The organism is Halosimplex rarum (assembly GCF_047715405.1).
GTDB lineage: Archaea > Halobacteriota > Halobacteria > Halobacteriales > Haloarculaceae > Halosimplex > Halosimplex rarum.
The window spans coordinates 1,217,728-1,234,466 of the sequence record NZ_CP180412.1; the positions used below are offsets into that span (position 1 = coordinate 1,217,728).

Here is a 16,739-nt window from a genome sequence, read left to right on the forward strand (position 1 = left end):
TACGACTGGTCGTCGAGCGCGCGATGCGTGACCGCGTCACTGGGGCGGTTCGAAGTCGGTGTCGGTACTCGCCTGGGCGATGCCCCCGAGAACGAGCACGTCCTCGATGCCGAACGAGCGCTCGTAGTCGAACGCCCGGCCGCTCGGGTCCGGCCAGTCGAAGTCGCGCACGTCACCGTACGAACCCGTCAGGTACTGGTGGAACGGGAAGTGCGGGACGTAGAAGTTGTAGTACTTCGCGCAGGTCCGGTAGAGCTCCTGAAGCTCTTCCTCCGAGCTACCCGGTTCGCGGATGGCGTTGACCGTCTCCACGAGGTTGACCTCGGTCGCGTCGTCGAGGTCGGGCGCTCTCCCCGCCTCCTCTGGCGCTTCGAAGGCGCCCGGTTCGTTGGGCACCTGCTGGACGATCGGTTTGTTCTGCGTGTCGACCTCGTCGTCGGGGTCGGCCTCGTAGGGGCTCTCGGCGGTCGGGCTGCCGGCGACGAGCGCCTCGTCCCACCACGCGCCGCGGTCGTGGTAGTACTGGAAGATGTACGGGTCGCCGTGCCAGAACACCGTCGAGTCGTAGTTGAGCCCGCCCTCGGGCTTGAGGTTGCTCTGCCACGTCGAGTTCGCCTGCGAACTGAGGTTGACGCCGAAGCCCCATCGCGAGAGGTTCGCCTTGATCGTCTGGCCCGCCTGGATGTGCGCCGGGATGTTCGACGTGGCGATCAGATCGATCTCCGCCGCGTTACCGTCTCGGTCGATCCACTGTCCGCCCTGTTTCGAGTACCCTGCCCGCTGCATGTACTTCGTCGCCCGCTCCTTGTTCGACGAGCGGGAGTAGGTGTGCAGGTTGTCGAGGAAGTCCTCCGAGAAGTGCCGTTCGGCCTGCGAGTCGAGCATGAACGTGTCGTGTTCGAGGACTTGCGACCCCTCTTCGCCCCAGCCGTTCGCGCTGACGGCGTTCCAGTCGATCGCTTCGACGAGCGCGCGGCGCACCCAGAGGTTCTGGAGGTGCTTGTTGTGCCAGTTGAGCTTCCACATGTCCCCGCCCGTCGCGCGCAGCCAGCGGGTGAACTCCTGGATGTGGTCCGGCAGCGCGTCCCGGGTCATCGTTCCGCCGGGGGTGATCGCGCCGTTACTGAGGTCCAGGACGCCTTCCGTCATGAGCGTGTTCGCCCGGTCCCCTTCCGCCCAGTAGAGCGCGAGCTTGTCGACGTTCGTGTACTCGGCGTTCGGGTGCTCCTCGTCGAGGTGCAGGACGACCTTCTCCGACCCGACGTCGTCCATCGATTCGAGGACGTAGGGGCCCGATCCCGCCAGGTGTTCGTCCGTGCCGCCGTTCAATGCCATCCGGTCGAGGCTGATGCGGTCGCTCGTCAGGTCGTCGGTGATGCTGTTGCTCTCGTCTTCGGTCCCGGCGTCGCGGTAGCGCTCCAGATACGGTTCCGTGAAGTCGGGATGGATCGGCGGATTCCCGTCGACGGGCCCCGCGTTGGATTCGAGTATCGGCCGGCCGACCGGGTTCGCCTCCTGCTCGGCCACGTCGCCTTTGTCTTCCCAGCGGTGGAGCGTCCACTGACTCTCGGCCTCCTGGTTGAACGTCGTGCCCTCGGAGAACTTGTTCCCCTGCTGGAAGAAGTTGACGTGGTTGTGCTTCACCCGGGCCTCGGCGTCGTAGGGGTCGCCGTTCCAGTAGGTCGACCGTTCGTCGTGGTGGTCGCGCCAGTCGTAGGGCGGTTCGACCTCGTAGTCCGAGATCCACGTCATGATCTCGATCTCGTCGTGGTCGGGCTTGTGCGGGGTCGGCACGGTCGTCCCGCTGTAAGAATTCTCCGTCGTGTGGACGTTCCGCAGCCCGTGGAGCTCGGACATCCACAGGTCCCCCGCGGTGTTGTCCTGGGGAGGCCACGGGTTCCAGTTGAACACGTCGGCCGAGTTCGGCACCGCGTAGTTGATCGTATCGGTGACCGTCTCCCGGTCGGTCGTCGTGTCGGTGTCGTCGCCGCCGCTCGTCTCCGTCCCTCCGTCAGTCCCGCCGTCGGTTCCACCGTCGCCGCTCGGTGTCGGCGTCGGGGTCGCGGTACTCACGCCATCACCACCGTCGCCGCTGTCGCTCGGGCAGCCGGCCAACCCGGCGACCCCCATTCCAGCCAGTATCTGCGCATACCGGCGTCGCGATAACTCCTTGCCACGGATGCTGTCAAGCTTCCGCATACCACTACCTTTTGCGACTTGTTTATAAATGTAATTATAATTTTCCTACTAACTAGCACCGAATTAATTTTCCGCCGGGATCGTCCATCCGATTCGAACTCGCCAGACACCACCGACGACGTCGATCAGGGCCGGTATAGCGCAAATCGGTATTCGTGTCGTGCGCGCGACGGGCGGGCCCGCGCAAGCGGAAGTTTGAAATACATGTGTGAAACAGTCTATCGCACATGAGGCAGGCCATGGAACGAGCCCGGCAGGAGTCGAGTGGTGGGAAAGCGTACGCGCTGGCCCTGTATTACTTCGTCACGGGGAACATCTCGCTCGTGATCGTCCTGTTGGGCGTCGCGTGCATCGGTCTCGGTGCGACGTTCGTCAACGGAACGCCCGCGATCGTCGTCGGCGGCGACGGGTTCATCTCGGTCATGAACGGCCTCCCGGAAGGCGAGCGGAGCTTCAACGCGGTCGAGGGGACGGTCCTCGCGCACAAGGTGTTCGCCGGGATGATGGGTCTGTTCGGTGTGACCCTTATCGGCCTCGGCGCGAGCATCTACGGGTTCCTGTTCGCGAACAAGCTGTACGCGCGGGCGACCTCGTCGGTCTGACCGACGTTCTCCTTCTTCCGCTCGCTTTCGACCCGGAGGGACGGGTCCGTTCTCGCCGTGACTCTGTGCGCTCGACGTTCGTTCACCCCGCTGGACGCCGACACACGCGAACCGGCGGTTCACTCCGACTGCTGACTGCAGAACCAGAGCGCGCTCCCGCTCGCGACCGCGAAGGCGCTGCTCCCGATCACGTTGAGCGTGGCGACGACGAACAGCGACGAGTCCTGGTCGACGACGAACAGGTACGGCACCTGGATCAGCAGGAACACGACCGCGATCGTGAACACGCCCAGGATCTTCCGCGACTGGTCGCAGAGGGCTTCGACCGCCATCTCGCGACCGCTCTTCTCCCCGGCGGCGTCACTCACGGCCGGACACCCCCTCGTCGACCGCCCGTTGACTGCGCATAGCGCTCCATCGGCAGTCTGCGAAAAAAGCGTTGTCACACCGACCGGTCGGACGGCCCGACACCGATGGTTTCCGATCGACCGAGTCAGGCCTCGTCGACGCTCGTCTCGGTGACGTATCGCCGGGCGCTCCGGGGGACGGTCTTCGAGTCGGTCACCGAGAGGGTCGCGGTCTCGGCGATCTCCGCGGCCGAGTGACCGACGCGCAGTTCGTAGTCGCCCGCCTCGACGGCGAGCGTCATCGAGCGGTCGTGGTACGCCAACTGGCTCGCGCCGAGTTCGAACGAGACCCGTGCGGACTCGCCGGCGTCCAGATCGACCCGCCGGAAGCCTTTCAGTTCCTGAACGGGGCGAGCCTGGTCGGGATTCTCGGCGGAGACGTACAACTGGACCACGTCGCTGCCCGAACGGTCGGCCGTGTTCTCGACGGTGACGCTCGCCGTGACAGTGTCCGACGGACCGATCTCGACGTCCGACACGTCGAGGTCCGAGTACTCGAACTCGGCGTAGCTCAGCCCGTGGCCGAACGAGTAGACCGGCTGGGCGTCGTCGTAGACGTAGTCCTCGGTGAACGTGTTCGGTTTGCGGCTGTAGTGGACCGGGAGCTGACCGACGGACTTGGGCATCGAGACCGGCAGGTGGCCGCCGGAGTCGTGGCCCTCGAAGACGACGTCGACGATGGCGTTACCGGCCTCCTCGCCGGGGAGCCACGCCTGGACTACGGCCGCGGCGTCCTCGTCGATCTCCGGAATCGCGTGGGGCTTGCCGCTGACGAGCACGACGACGACTGGGGTGTCGGTCTCCTGGACCTCCTCGACGAGCCGTTTCTGGACGCCCGGGAGGCCGAGGTCGGTCACGTCGCAGCCCTCGCCGCTGGTCGGCACCATCGGCTTCTCGCGCTTGTCGCCCTCGGCGTCCGAGAAGTCGACGGCCGAGCGCGCGCCGACGAACGCCAGCGCCACGTCCGCCTCTTCGGCGGCCTCGACGGCGCGGCCGATCTTGTCGGTCGAGTCGCCGGTCGCGGTGCAGCCCTGCGCGTAGTGGACGTCTGCGTCGACGCGGTTCTCGACTGCGTCGAGCGGCGTGTCGGCCTCGAACTCGTACTCCTCCTCGGGGTAGTGGGCGGCGTACGCGTAGTCGCCGAGCATCCCCTTCTTGTCGTCGGCCTTCGGCCCGACCACGGCGACGGAGTCGGTGCCCTCCAGGGGCAGGAGGTCCTCCTCGTTCTTCAGGACGACCAGCGAATCGCGGGCGGCCTGGCGGGCCAGTTCCGCGGCGGACTCGTCCTCGTAGGGATCGGTGGCGGCGTCGACGTCGACCGTCGGCTCCTCGAACAGCCCCTTCTCGAACTTCGCGCGCAGGACGCGGCGGACGGCCTCGTCCAGCGTCTCCTCGGCGAGTTCGCCCCGGCGGACGGCCTCGGGGAGGTACTCGTAGCAGTCCGTGTTGGGCAGTTCCACGTCGATTCCGGCTTCGACGGCGGCGACACCCGCCTCGCGCTGGGTCGCGGCCACGCCGTGCTCTTCCTTCAGGAAGTCCACGCTGAAGTAGTCGGAGACGACGTGGCCGTCGAAGCCCCACTCGCCGCGGAGCACGTCCGTCAGTAGCCACTCGTCTTTCGCGCAGGGGACGCCGTCGATGTCGTGGTAGGCGTTCATGACCGACTCGGCGTCGGCCTCCTGGATCGCGGCCTCGAAGGGGAACATGTGGACCTCGCGCAGCTGGCGCTCGCCGAGGTTCACCGACGAGCGGTTCTTCCCGCCCTCCCCGACGCCGTGGCCGACGAAGTGCTTGAGCGTCGCCGAGATGCCGTCGGCGGGCGAGTCGCCCTGCAGCCCGGAGACGTACGCGGTCGCCATCTGCGCGACGAGGTACGGGTCCTCGCCGTAGGTCTCCTCGACGCGCCCCCAGCGCAGGTCGCGAGCCACGTCGAGCACCGGCGAGAGCGCGTGAGCGGTCCCGATCGCTTCGAGCTGGTCGCCGATCGTGTCGGTGACCGCCTCCATCAGGTCCGGGTCCCACGTGCTCGCCATTCCGATGCCCTGCGGGAAGGTCGTCCCTTCGGGTCCCATGTACCCGCTGAGACACTCCTCGTGGGGGATCGCGGGGACCCCCAGGCGCGTCTCCTCGGTGAGGAACGTCTGGAGTTCGTTCGTGATCGCCGCCGCGCGCTCGGGCGGGAGGCTGCCCTCGCCGCCGATGCGGGTGAGGTGACCGATGCCCTCGGCGAGCAGTTCCTCGGCCGCCTCGCGGTTGAGTTCGCCGTCCTCGATCATCGCGGTCCCGTCATCGCTCTCGTTCTCGGCCTCGTCAGCGACGTTTCGGCTGGGGCTGACCGACCCCAGCTGGGCGGCCTTCTCTTCGACCGTCATCCGGGAGAGGAGGTCCTCGATGCGTCGCGAAGTCGGTGCTGTCGGATCGCGGTAGACGTGCTCGGGATCGGCTGCCATTACGGCCGTGAGGTCGTGATCCCGGACTATAATGGTTCCGGGGAAACCCCGCCCGGCCGCGGTTCCGCCGGTCGGACGCAGATCAGGTGGGCAGAATCGTGCGTCACTCCGGAGAGAGTTCGACCGTCGCACCGCCGTCGCCGAGCGAGACGCGTTCGCTCACCGCCTCGTCGTCCACCGTGGCGGTGACCTCGTACTCGCCGTCGAATCCAGTCACGGCGTAGGTGCCGTCGGCGTCCGTCTCGCCGCTCTCCTCGGTCCACCACTCGTCGAAGACGAGGTCGCGGTACTCGGCGAGCGCGGGTTTCTCCTCCCAGCCCTCGGCGAAGAAGGGCGCGTCGTCGCGCCAGTGGAGCGTGTCGAGGACCCCCCAGACGAGGAAGTCGTCGACCGCGGGGTGGCTGAACGCGACCTTGAGGAACTTGCGGAAGAACTCGGCCTTCTCCGCCTCGTCCCAGCTCTCGTCGGCCATGTCGAACTCCGTGATCCGGAGACGCACGTCGTGCTCGGCGTAGCGGTCGAGGCCCGCCTTGACCTGCTCGGGCGTGAGCGCCGCCGACCGGTCGAAGTGACACTGGAGGCCGACGAAGTCCAGCCCCGGGTCGGAGTCGGCGAGGAACTCGATCTGTCGCTCGTACTCCCGACGGGTCGACTCGTAGGGACCTTCGAGCGTGTTGTAGTCGTTGACGCCAAGTGGCATCCCCTCTGGGGCGGCCTCGCGGGCGGCAGCGTACCACTCGGCGAGTATTGGTGCCTCGACTGGGTCCACGTCGTCCAGCGAGGTGTCGTCGGTGGCCGGGACGCCGTTGACGGCCTTGACGAACCCAGGTTTGTGGACGACCTCGTTGGCCACCTCCCACTCGGTGATGTCGTCGCCGTAGTAGTCGATGATGTCCCCGACCTGCTCCAGGGTCCGCTCGCGGACGTGCTCGGGGTCCAGTTCCGGGTCGGTGACGCCGTTGTCCTCCCACTCGACGCCCATCGCGCTGACGACGTCCGGCGGCACCGCCCACGCGGAGACATTCGCCCACAGGCAGACGTGCCCCCGGAGATCTAGCCCCTGATCGAGGATCCACTCGGTCGCGCCGTCGGCCGTCTCGCGTTCCTCCTCCCAGAAGCGCCACTTGTGATGGTTGCCGAGGACGGCCAGGTTGAACAGGTCCGTGACGTGCTCGCGATACGGGTCGCCCGCCTCGGTCTCCTCCAGCAGGTGCCCGGCGTTTATCGCGGTCCCGAAGCCGAAGGCGTGTTCGCGCATCGCCACCTCCACCGCCGCCCCCTCGACGGGGTCGCCAGCGGCGTCGGTCACCTCGACGGCGAGGTCGCTCGTCCGGTGCCGTCGAATCCGCTCGTCGGCCGCCGCTTCCCAGTCGCCGTTCCCCGCGTCGTCGTCGGTACGGGTCGCTCCATCGTCCGCGGGGCCGCTGGGCAACTCATCAGCCGCGACCCGCTGGTCGAAGTCGATCAGCGCGACACCCCCCACGTCGACCGTCTGCGGTCCGTACCCGAGGAACAGTTCCATCCACCAGGCGCCCGCCTCGGCGTCGTAGTCGAACTCGATGGGGACGTAGTAGCGGGTCCACTCCGCGGGCGGTCGCACCTCCGCCGTCGACCGCACCATGTTCGTGTCGACGTTGTCCTCGCTCTTCGAGACGAACTGGACCGTCGGCGACTCGCTCGATTCGGGACCGCGCAGGGAGACCACGCCGAGGAGCACGTCTCCCGCGGCGACCGACCGGTCGGTGACCGTCCCCTTCATCGTCGCGTCCCACGGATTCTCCGTCTCCTCGGCGACTGTCACGCGCACCGCCGACGAGAACGGTTCGCCGTCGCCGACCGAAACCGACGACGTCTCCGCCGCGGACGAGTCGACGGAGAACGCGTCGAGCGCCGCGCTCTCGCCCTCGGCGTACACGAACTCGCCAGCCGGCAGGCCAGTCTCCTCGATATCCGCCGCGAGCCGCCGGTAGTACGGGTCCTCGACGTCCGGCCACCCGCCCCGGGCGGTCGGAGCCGTCGTCCCTTCGCCGTCTCCGTCAGGCGCGCGTTCCGTTTCCTGTGTCCCGCTTTCGTCGTCGGGCGGATCTGTCCCTCCGTCGCCGCTCTGTCCGGGACAGCCCGCGAGTCCGAACGCCGCGAGCGAGCCCAGCAACGGCCGTCTGCCGAGGGAGCGGCCGTCGCTGTCGGTACTGTCCGGTCCTGCTGGATCACCGGCTGGCATGGATATGACTCGATACTAATGAATACCGCACGTAAATAATTCCCTGCTGACGGGCGGAGCGCTTCGAGACGGGAACCGGTCTGGGAGCTGCGGTGATCGGAACCGAAGCGAGGCGTATGGGGGCGGGAACTGATGGCGGTCGCCGCGGTCAGGCGCCGTCGGCGGACCACGAGGGCGAGACCGCCGTCTCCCGGCACCCGACGCTCCCGGTCGCCCAGTGGATTCCTCGCCGTCAGCGTTTTAGTGGGTGGCGGCGATGGGCTTCCCGTATGCAACCCGAATACGACGACTGCTGGCTCCGCTACCGCGAGATCCGCGACGAGGAGGTCCGGGCGTCCTACCGCCGTCTCTGCGCGCACGCCTACGTCTCCGAGCAGTCCCGCGAACTCGGGGCCGTCCGCGAGGAACTCCGTCGCGGCCTCGGCGGCCTGCTCGGTCGCGACCCACACCTCTGGCAGCACCCGCCGCGGACGACCGACGGCTTCCTCGCGATCGGCACGCCCGCGGACATGGACGTCGTGGCCCAGTGCGTCGACGCGGAGCAGGTCGCCGACCTCGCCGAGGACGGTTACGTCATCACGACCGGCGAGTGGGAGGGCGTCGACACGCTCGTCGTCTCCGCGTCGTCGGACAGCGGCCTCGTCTACGGCACGTTCCACCTGCTGCGGCTGCTGTCGAATCACGAACCGATCGAGGACGTCGACCTCGTCGAGGAACCGGCCTCGCCCGACCGGCTGATCAACCACTGGGACAACCCCTTCCGCGGGTCGATGGAGCGGGGCTACGCCGGCCAGTCGATCTTCGACTTCGAGACCCTGCCGGATCTGCGCGAGCGATACCGGGACTACGCCCGCTTGCTCGCGTCGGTCGGGATCAACGGCGTCGTTCTCAACAACGTCAACACGCAGATCCCGGGCCGCGACAGCGCCAACGAGGGGATGGACGAACTGGAGGGGTGGCGACTGCTCGAATCCCGGTACCTGGAGAAGCTGACCGGCCTCGCCTCGCTGTTCCGCCGGTACGGGGTCACGACGTACCTCTCGGTCAACTTCGGAGCTCCCGAGAAGGTCGGTGGGCTCGAGACCTCGAATCCGAACGACCCCGAGGTGGCCGACTGGTGGGCCGCGAAGGCCGACGAGATATACGACCTGATCCCGGACTTCGGCGGGTTCCTCGTCAAGGCCGACTCCGAGGGCCAGCCGGGTCCCTACAACTACGACGCCGACCACGTCGACGGCGCGAACGTCCTCGCCGAGGCGCTGGAACCGCACGGCGGCCGCGTCTGGTGGCGCGCGTTCGTCTACGGCTCGCACAAGGACCGCGCTGTCCAGCAGTACGACACCTTCGAACCGCTCGACGGCGAGTTCCACGACAACGTCACCATCCAGGTCAAGAACGGCCCTATCGACTTCCAGCCGCGAGAACCCATCTCGCCCGTCTTCGGGCAGATGACGAACACCGACCTCGGGCTAGAACTCCAGATCACCGGCGAGTACACCGGCCAGCACGTCCACGCCTGCTACCACGTCCCGATGTGGAAGGAGGTGCTGGAGTTCGACACCGACCCCGAGGGCCACGGCACGAAAGTCAAGGACCTGTTCACCGACGAGGGGACAGGGATGGCCGGCGTCGGCGGCCCCGGCGAGGACAAGAACTGGACGGGCCACTATCTCGCGCAGGCGAACCTCTACGGCTACGGCCGCCTCGCCTGGGATCCCGACCTCGAAACGGCGGAGATCACCGACGAGTGGGTCCGCCAGACGTTCGGCCACGACTCCGATGTGGTCGAGACGATCACCGAGATCATGCACGGCACGTGGCCGGCAGTCATCGATTACTCGACCGGTGGCATCGGACTGATGCACATGATGTACAACGGCGAGGCATACCTGGAGAACCACTACGATCCCGGTCCCGAGGAGTGGCCCGGCTACACCGGCGCGACCGCGGACGGCATCGGGAAGGACCGCAGCTCGGCGGGCAACGGCTACGCCCGGCAGTACCCCGACGCGCTCGCCGAGCTGTACGACGACCCCGAGCGCTGCCCGAAGGAGTTGCTCCTCTTTTTCCACCACCTACCCTGGGACGACGAACTCGACGACGGGAGGACGGTGGTCCAGACGCTGTACGACAACTGTTACGCCGGCGCCGAGGAAGTCCGCCGACTCCGCGACGAGTGGCGGAGCCTCGAAGGCGAGATAGACGCGGAGCGGTACCGACACGTCGCCGAGCGCTTCGACGAACAGGTCGAACACGCCGGTATCTGGCGCGACCGCCTCACCGAGTTCTTTTACAACCACGCAGGGATCGCCGACGAGAAGGGGCGAGTCCCCCGCGAGGACTGAGCGGACCGCGAGCGCGGGCCCCGCGCTCGACGGCGAACAGTTCGTCCCCGGATCGTCGGTTACGCCCGGTCGACCACGAGCGCGTAGGACTCTCCGGCCGACGCCTCGAAGACGAGTACGTCGTCCCCCCGCTCGATCTCGACGGTAGTTCCATCGGCCGCCTCGACTCGGTCGATTCGGTTCTCGTCGACGCGCACCCGGCACGGTCCGTCGCGCTCGGCCCGGACGGTCGCCTCGTCGAGTCGTCCGTCGCGCCACGAGAGGTCTACCTCGAACCCGCCGCGAGCGCGAAGTCCGCTGACCGCCCCGTCGTCCCACCCCTCGGGGAGCGCCGGGAGGAGTCGCAGTTCGCCGCCGTGGCTCCCGAGGAGCGCTTCGGCGATGCCCGCCGTCCCGCCGAAGTTGCCGTCGATCTGGTAGGGCGGGTGCGAGTCGAGCAGCGAGTCGTACGTCGAATCCGCCAGGAGCTTGTGCACGTGGTCGGCGACGCCCTCGCCGTCTCCGAGTCTGGCGAACAGCGAGATAGTCCACGCGCAGGACCAGCCAGTGTGGCCGCCGCCGTTGTCGAGTCGCCGTTCCAGCGACGTCCGGACGGCCTCGCGGAGCGTCGACTCGTCCAGCGCCAGGTCTGCGTCGTCGAAAAGTACGTCAGCGGGGTAGAACCCGACGAGGTGCGAGACGTGCCGGTGGCCCGGGTTCACCTCCGCGTAGTCCTCCAGCCACTCCTGCAGGGCCCCGCTCTCGCCGACCTGCATCGACGGGAGCCGGTCGAGCGCGTCGCGCAGGTCCGCCGCGAAGTCGGCGTCGCGACCGAGCTGATCTGCGGCCTCGATGCAGTGGTCGAACAGATCGCGCGTTAGCTGGATATCCATCGTCGGCATGACGCAGGTCGTCGCCTCCTGGCCGTCGGCCGTCCGGTACTGGTTCTCCGGCGACGCCGACGGCGCGGTCACGAGCCAGTCTTCCTCGGGGTGCTCGACGAGGTAGTCGCGCAGGAACTCGGCCGCCTCCCGCAGGGTCGGGTAGATTCGTTCGAGATCGGCTTCGTCGCCGGAGAAGGCGTAGCGCTCCCAGAGGGTCTGGCAGAGCCACGCGGCGCCCGTCGGCCAGTGGCCCCAGTGGGCGTCGACGGTCTGGCTCGTCGTGTGCCAGCGGTCGCTCTGGATGTGGGTGCAGAAGCCGTCGCAGCCGTAGCGGTCGCGAGCCGTTCGTCGGCCGGACTCGCGGAGGTCGTCGACGAACGAGACGAGCGGGTCGGCGCACTCGGCGAGGTTCGTCACCTCCGCGTGCCAGTAGTTCATCTCCAGGTTGACGTCGAGCGTGTAGTTCGAGTCCCACGGCGGGTGGTACTCCTCGTTCCAGATTCCCTGGAGGTTCGCCGGGAGCGTCCCCGGTCGCGAGGAACCCAGCAGGAGATACCGCCCGTACTGGAAGTACAGCCGTTCGAGGTGCGGATCGCGGGCGCCGTCGCGGACCCGGTCGAGTCGCTCGTCGGTTGGCAGGTCGACCGGCTCGCCGACGTCGAGCGTCACGCGGTCCATATGCTCGCGATGATCTGCGACGTGGCGCTCGCGGATGCGCTCGTAGTCGTCGCCCGCGAGAGCGGCGAGCGTCTCGCGACAGTCCGTCGTCGGGTCGCCGTCCGACGGGGCCGTCTCGGCCGTGAACAGCACCGTCACGGCCTCTGCGTCGCGGACGACGATACCCTCGTCGCTCGCGACGAACTCGTCGGCGTCCTCGTTCCCGCCCTCGATTTCGTCCTCCGCAGAACCGTCTTCCGCACCCCCGATTTCCGACGCGGCGACGACGCTCCCGCCTTCGGCGCGGACCTGCGCGCGGCCCTCGAAGCGCGGTCCCCAGCCGCCGGGTTCGACGTCCTCGTCGTCGCCGGGGACGCCGACCACTTGTCCGCGGAGGACGACCGTGTCGTCCACGACCGTCGTCCGGGCGCACCGATCGCGGTCGAGTCGGATCCGGGCGTCGAGCCCGCCCGGCTCGTCGCTCTGCAGTCGGACGGCGAGCGCGTCGTCCGGGGCGCTCGCGAGATACTCGCGCTCGAATCGCGTCCCGTCGACGGCGTATTCGACCCGTGCGATCCCGTCGCGCAGATCGAGCGAGCGGCGGTACTCCTCGGTCTCGTCGTGACCGCGCTGGTCGATCAGGAGATCACCGAACGGCTGGTACGGTGGAACGCCCTGCGCGTCGGTCACGAAGAACTCGTTGCAGAGCCGCTGGGCCTGTTCGAACTCCCCGGCCCAGAGGCGGTCGCGGACAGCGTCGAGGTCGTCGGGCCCGCCGTCGGCCGTGCGGTCGGCGTGGTCGCCGGCCCAGAGCCGGTCCTCGTTGAGCGCGACCCGCTCGGCGCCGGGTCGCCCGTGGACCATCCCGCCGAGGTGTCCGTTTCCGATCGGCAGGGCCTCGACCCACTCCTCGGCGGGTTCGTCGTACCACAGCAGATCGGTGTGGGAGTCACCGGTCATCGGTACACCGGGAGTGGGAGCCGCGAGCGATTCGGGATCGCGTCGGTCGACCTGCGTCGTAGCGGGGGCGTCGCGGTTCGTGGCATGGGCCGAGCATCCGACGGCGACGTATTGAATCCACTCATAGGGGACCGGGCGCCCTGATATTCCGGCCGTCGACGTGACCGAGTTTTATGTCGGTGAACGCAGTACGGGGCGTATGGCTACTGAAGGCAGTGAGCCGCTCCCCTCCCGAGCGGAGCTTCCGATGCGGGTGGGAGCGGGCCAGTTCATGGACCCGACGCCCGAGCGGCTGCGGTACGTCAAGCAACTGGGTGGGAGCGACGTCCTCTTGAACATGTACCAGGTCGACGACCCGGAGTACGAACACATGCCCGACGACGAGCGGGTGCCGCTGTCGGACGAGGGCGCCTGGTCGGTCGAGTCGCTGCGAGAACTCCGAGAGCGCGTGGAAGCGGAGGGCCTGCGGCTCAACGCCATCGAGAACGTGCCCGTCTCCTACTACGAGGACGTGATGCTCGGCGGACCGAACCGTGACGAGCAGTTAGCCCGACTCAAGGAGACGATCCGGAACATGGGGGAGGCCGGGATCCCGATCTTCGGGTATCACTGGGCGCCCGCGGGCGTCTGGCGGACCGGCTGGGGAACGGCCCGGGGGGGTGCCCGAGTCTCCGTCTTCGACGGCGAGGCGGCCGACACCGAGGAACTGACCCACGGTCGCGAATACTCGGAAGCCGAACTCTGGGAGAACTACGAGTACTTCCTCGACGCGGTGCTCCCCGTCGCCGAGGAGGCCGGCGTCACGTTGGCGTTGCACCCGAGCGACCCGCCGATGGAGCGGCTGGGCGGCGTTCCGCAGCTGTTCCGCAATTTCGAGAACTTCAAGCGGGCGATGGACTACCGTAACAGTGAGTATCACGGCCTGGACCTGTGTCTGGGCTGCTGGTCGGAGATGGGAGCGCCGCTCGAAGACGTGATCCGGTATTTCGGCGAGCGCGACGAGATCGTCTACGTCCATTTCCGGGACGTGTCCGGCGCTGTCCCGCAGTTCGCCGAGGACTTCCTCGACGAGGGCAACTACGACGAGTACGCGCTGTTGAGACTCCTCGACGACGTCGACTTCTCGGGGCTGATGATCCCCGACCACACGCCGCATCTCGAAGGCGACAGCGACTGGGAACACCGCGGCCGCGCGTTCACCATCGGCTACATCCGGGGGATGCTCCGCGCGCTGCGCTCCGAACAGACCGAGTGAGCCCGGAATCGAGACTCCACGCCGGCGTTCGCACCCTCGGCTTTCTTTCGACCGCAGTAACTGCGCTCTCGGTGACTCCCTTCGGACCGACTTCGGACGGAACCGTCTCCGCCGAGACGCGGCCGGTGCCCCGATGCGAGACGTGGTATCTTCCCTCACGATCGAATCCAACGATAGTGGACTGGACGCATAACGATAGACCATTATGAATGAAGCCGTCACGGCGTCGATAGCGTCGAGGAGATCGCTTCGCCCGGGGGCTGATCGCGATCGGGTCCCGGCGGCTGAAAGACATGCATAGTACTGTAATCTGGGGGCCCGATTCCAACATCAGTGGATTTTATGACCAGCGAATGTGTAGAAGGAATATGGAGATCACGCGGCCGGGCGACAGCGACAAACTGGTGCAATCGGTGGAACGAGCGTTCGACGTCGTCGACGTGTTGCACACGGAGGGGACGGTCAGGATCGACGACGTGTCGGAGGCGCTGGACATTCCGACGAGCACCGCGCACGTCCATCTCAAGACGCTCGAATCGGTCGGGTACGTCGTCAGGGACGCCGACGGCTACCGGCTGAGCTGTAGATTCCTCCGCGACGGCGTGACCCTTCGCGGTCGGAAGAACGTCTACCGGGCGACCAAGGCCGAGATCGACGCGCTCGCGGAGACCACCGGCGAGGTCGCCAACCTGGGGATCGAGGAGAACGGCCAGCGGGTCATCCTCTACCAGGCCGAGGGGACCGAAGCCGTCTACGACAACGCGCCGATCGGCGAGTACACCAACATGCACTGGACCGCCCTCGGTAAGGCGATGCTCGCTCACCTCCCCGAATCCTACGTCGACCAGATCGTCGAGACCTACGGGCTCCCCGGTGCGCGCGACGCGACCATCACGGACCGCGACCGACTGGACGAGGAACTGGCACGCATCCTCGACCGGAACTACGCCCTCGAAGACGAGGAGCGACGCGAGGGCATCCGCTCGCTCGCGAGCCCTATCGTCGTCGACGACACTGTCGTCGGCGCAATCTCCGTCTCCGGCCCGAAGGAACGCCTCGACGACGACCGGATCGAGAACGAGCTCCTCCCGGAGCTCCGGAACACGGTGAACGTCGTCGAAGTGAAGTACGCCTACGACTGAGCGAAACGACCACCCGCCCACTCCGCCGGTCGACCGGTCGCTCTGCCGGCCGGACTGTCTCCCTTACTCCCCGCGGAAGCGCGGGATGATCGTCTCCTCGTAGTGTCGCATCGTCTCCTCGAAGTCGCCGACGGGGATGAGGACGGCGTTATCCAGCCCCGCTTCCACCCAGCGTTCGAGGTCGTCGATGGCTTCCTCGGGCGTCCCGGATATCGTCACCTCGTCGACCGCCTCGTCGGGGATCCGCTCGGCGGCGGCGAGGAGTCGTTCCTCCTGTTCCTCGTCGAAGGACATCTCGAACATTATCGGCGTCTCGTCGGCGATGTCCTCGTAGCCCATCTTCTCCAGCAGCGGCGGACGGAGCGCGAGACTCGTCCGGTTCCGTTCGATGGCCGCCTCGCGGGCCTCGTCGCCGTCCTCGGAGACAGTCGTCGGGATCATCACCGCACGGTCGATGTCGTCCGGGCTGCGCCCGCGGTCTTCGGCCACGTCGAGGACGCGCTGGAGGTCCCGTTCGTACTGATCCGGCGCGTGGATCCACGGGAACCACCCGTCCGCGAGCGCGCCGGTGAACCCCCGCATGCTCGGGCCGTAGCCCCCGACCCACATCGGTGGCCTGGGCTCTTGCACCGGTTTGAGCCCCATGTGGGCGTCGTCGAGCTGGTAGAACTCGCCGTCGAAGACGACCGGGTCGTCGGCCGTCGACTCCCAGAGCTCGTCGATCACTTTGAACGCCTCGCTGAACCGGCCGAACGGGTCCGACCAGTCGATGTCCTCGATCGGCGTGAAGTTGAACGCCTCGCCGGCGCCGATACCCAGGCCGAACCGACCGTCGGTCATCCGGTCCAGTGTCGCGCCCGCGTGCGCGAGTTCCGTCGGATGGCGGCGCACGGAGTCGGTCACCCCCGGCATCAGCATCGCCTCGTCGGTGTGCTGGGCGATCGCGGCCAGGACGGTGAACGCCTCCCAGGGCGGGTCGACGAGGAACTCCTCCGAGCCCGTCGGGTGGAACAGGTGGTCCGGCACGGTGATGATGTCGAAGCCCGCCTCCTCGGCGCGGACCGCGTCCTCGACTGTTCCCTGCACGTCGCCGTACGTCACGACCTGACAGCCGAAGTTCAGGTCCTGCGGATCTCGTTGGCTCATGCTCGCAGCATCGACCGATCGCAGTAAATAGGTACCGCCATCTTGTCTCCCTCTTCGCTCACCGGGAGATTCGCTCGCGCTCGGTGGACCGGCGCCTTCGGCGCCGGATGCTCAGTACAGCCCGCAGAGTGAATAACTGCGGTGGCGCGCGCTGTCGCGGCGTTCATGCCGCGACGAAGCCGTGCGAGGGATGAGCGAACGGAGTGAGTGAATCGGCTGGGGAGGCGTGAGGCGCGGTGCTGTGCGGTTGTGGTGCTGTCTTCCTGGCGGACTGAAAGGGCGAGGCGGGCTCGCGACGAAGTGGAGTCGACTGAGCGGGCACTATCCGAACGCAGTGAGGATATCCCGCTCAGCGACCGCGAGCGCGCAGAGGGCTTTCATCGCTTGCTGTCACCTGTGGTCGCTCCCGATTCACTTCTCTTCATCACTCATCCATCAGAAACACCCGCTCAACAAGCACGACGAACTGAACACCGCACGACTGCGGGAGGA

Annotated in this window: 10 protein-coding genes; 4 read left to right on the forward strand and 6 right to left on the reverse strand. The window is 67.4% G+C overall.

Translation table 11 applies throughout. From position 1 onward, the window contains the following. Nucleotides 1-36 precede the first annotated feature (36 nt). Nucleotides 37-2,073 (reverse strand): ABC transporter substrate-binding protein, encoded by a 2,037-nt coding sequence (locus tag ACMGFH_RS05955; protein WP_415381913.1) that lies wholly within the window; start codon nt 2,071-2,073, stop codon nt 37-39. A gap of 353 nt (nt 2,074-2,426) precedes the next feature. Here ACMGFH_RS05955 and ACMGFH_RS05960 point away from each other — a divergent pair, with 353 nt between their 5' ends. Next, nucleotides 2,427-2,801: a hypothetical protein gene (locus tag ACMGFH_RS05960; protein WP_415381914.1), complete on the forward strand. Its 375-nt coding sequence runs from the start codon at nt 2,427-2,429 to the stop codon at nt 2,799-2,801. A gap of 119 nt (nt 2,802-2,920) precedes the next feature. On the opposite strand, the gene ACMGFH_RS05965 is transcribed toward ACMGFH_RS05960, so the two are convergent. The 3 genes from ACMGFH_RS05965 to ACMGFH_RS05975 form a co-directional block, all read right to left on the reverse strand. Then, nucleotides 2,921-3,169, reverse strand: coding sequence for a hypothetical protein (locus tag ACMGFH_RS05965; RefSeq protein ID WP_415381916.1), 249 nt, complete (start codon nt 3,167-3,169; stop codon nt 2,921-2,923). Nucleotides 3,170-3,294: 125 nt separating this feature from the next. Beyond that, nucleotides 3,295-5,580: a glycoside hydrolase family 3 N-terminal domain-containing protein gene (locus tag ACMGFH_RS05970; protein WP_415383208.1), complete on the reverse strand. Its 2,286-nt coding sequence runs from the start codon at nt 5,578-5,580 to the stop codon at nt 3,295-3,297. Nucleotides 5,581-5,761: 181 nt separating this feature from the next. After that, nucleotides 5,762-7,879: an endo-1,4-beta-xylanase gene (locus ACMGFH_RS05975; RefSeq protein WP_415381917.1), complete on the reverse strand. Its 2,118-nt coding sequence runs from the start codon at nt 7,877-7,879 to the stop codon at nt 5,762-5,764. Nucleotides 7,880-8,148: 269 nt separating this feature from the next. Here ACMGFH_RS05975 and ACMGFH_RS05980 point away from each other — a divergent pair, with 269 nt between their 5' ends. Continuing rightward, nucleotides 8,149-10,224, forward strand: coding sequence for an alpha-glucuronidase family glycosyl hydrolase (locus ACMGFH_RS05980; RefSeq protein WP_415381919.1), 2,076 nt, complete (start codon nt 8,149-8,151; stop codon nt 10,222-10,224). A 59-nt stretch (nt 10,225-10,283) separates the two neighbouring features. Here the strand turns inward: ACMGFH_RS05980 and ACMGFH_RS05985 are convergent, their stop codons facing one another. Beyond that, nucleotides 10,284-12,704 (reverse strand): glycosyl hydrolase family 95 catalytic domain-containing protein, encoded by a 2,421-nt coding sequence (locus ACMGFH_RS05985; protein ID WP_415381920.1) that lies wholly within the window; start codon nt 12,702-12,704, stop codon nt 10,284-10,286. Nucleotides 12,705-12,903: 199 nt separating this feature from the next. Between ACMGFH_RS05985 and ACMGFH_RS05990 the strand changes: the two genes are divergently transcribed. Beyond that, complete coding sequence (locus ACMGFH_RS05990) at nt 12,904-13,959, forward strand: mannonate dehydratase (protein WP_415381921.1); 1,056 nt, start codon at nt 12,904-12,906, stop codon at nt 13,957-13,959. A gap of 368 nt (nt 13,960-14,327) precedes the next feature. After that, on the forward strand, nt 14,328-15,101 hold the full coding sequence (locus ACMGFH_RS05995; protein WP_415381922.1) for an IclR family transcriptional regulator: 774 nt from the start codon (nt 14,328-14,330) through the stop codon (nt 15,099-15,101). A gap of 63 nt (nt 15,102-15,164) precedes the next feature. Here ACMGFH_RS05995 and ACMGFH_RS06000 read toward each other — a convergent pair whose 3' ends face one another. Beyond that, nucleotides 15,165-16,247 carry an LLM class flavin-dependent oxidoreductase gene (locus ACMGFH_RS06000; protein ID WP_415381923.1) on the reverse strand — a complete coding sequence of 361 codons (1,083 nt, stop codon included), beginning with the start codon at nt 16,245-16,247 and terminating at the stop codon, nt 15,165-15,167. Nucleotides 16,248-16,739: the final 492 nt, after the last annotated feature.

Excerpts from the sequence above, each read along its gene's own strand:
- ACMGFH_RS05990 (WP_415381921.1), top strand. The coding sequence starts at position 12,904 with ATGGCTACTGAAGGCAGTGAGCCGCTCCCCTCCCGAGCGGAGCTTCCG.
- ACMGFH_RS05980 (WP_415381919.1), top strand. The coding sequence starts at position 8,149 with ATGCAACCCGAATACGACGACTGCTGGCTCCGCTACCGCGAGATCCGC.
- ACMGFH_RS05995 (WP_415381922.1), top strand. The coding sequence starts at position 14,328 with ATGGAGATCACGCGGCCGGGCGACAGCGACAAACTGGTGCAATCGGTG.
- ACMGFH_RS05970 (WP_415383208.1), bottom strand. The coding sequence starts at position 5,580 with ATGACGGTCGAAGAGAAGGCCGCCCAGCTGGGGTCGGTCAGCCCCAGC.
- ACMGFH_RS05960 (WP_415381914.1), top strand. The coding sequence starts at position 2,427 with ATGAGGCAGGCCATGGAACGAGCCCGGCAGGAGTCGAGTGGTGGGAAA.
- ACMGFH_RS06000 (WP_415381923.1), bottom strand. The coding sequence starts at position 16,247 with ATGAGCCAACGAGATCCGCAGGACCTGAACTTCGGCTGTCAGGTCGTG.
- ACMGFH_RS05985 (WP_415381920.1), bottom strand. The coding sequence starts at position 12,704 with ATGACCGGTGACTCCCACACCGATCTGCTGTGGTACGACGAACCCGCC.
- ACMGFH_RS05975 (WP_415381917.1), bottom strand. The coding sequence starts at position 7,879 with ATGCCAGCCGGTGATCCAGCAGGACCGGACAGTACCGACAGCGACGGC.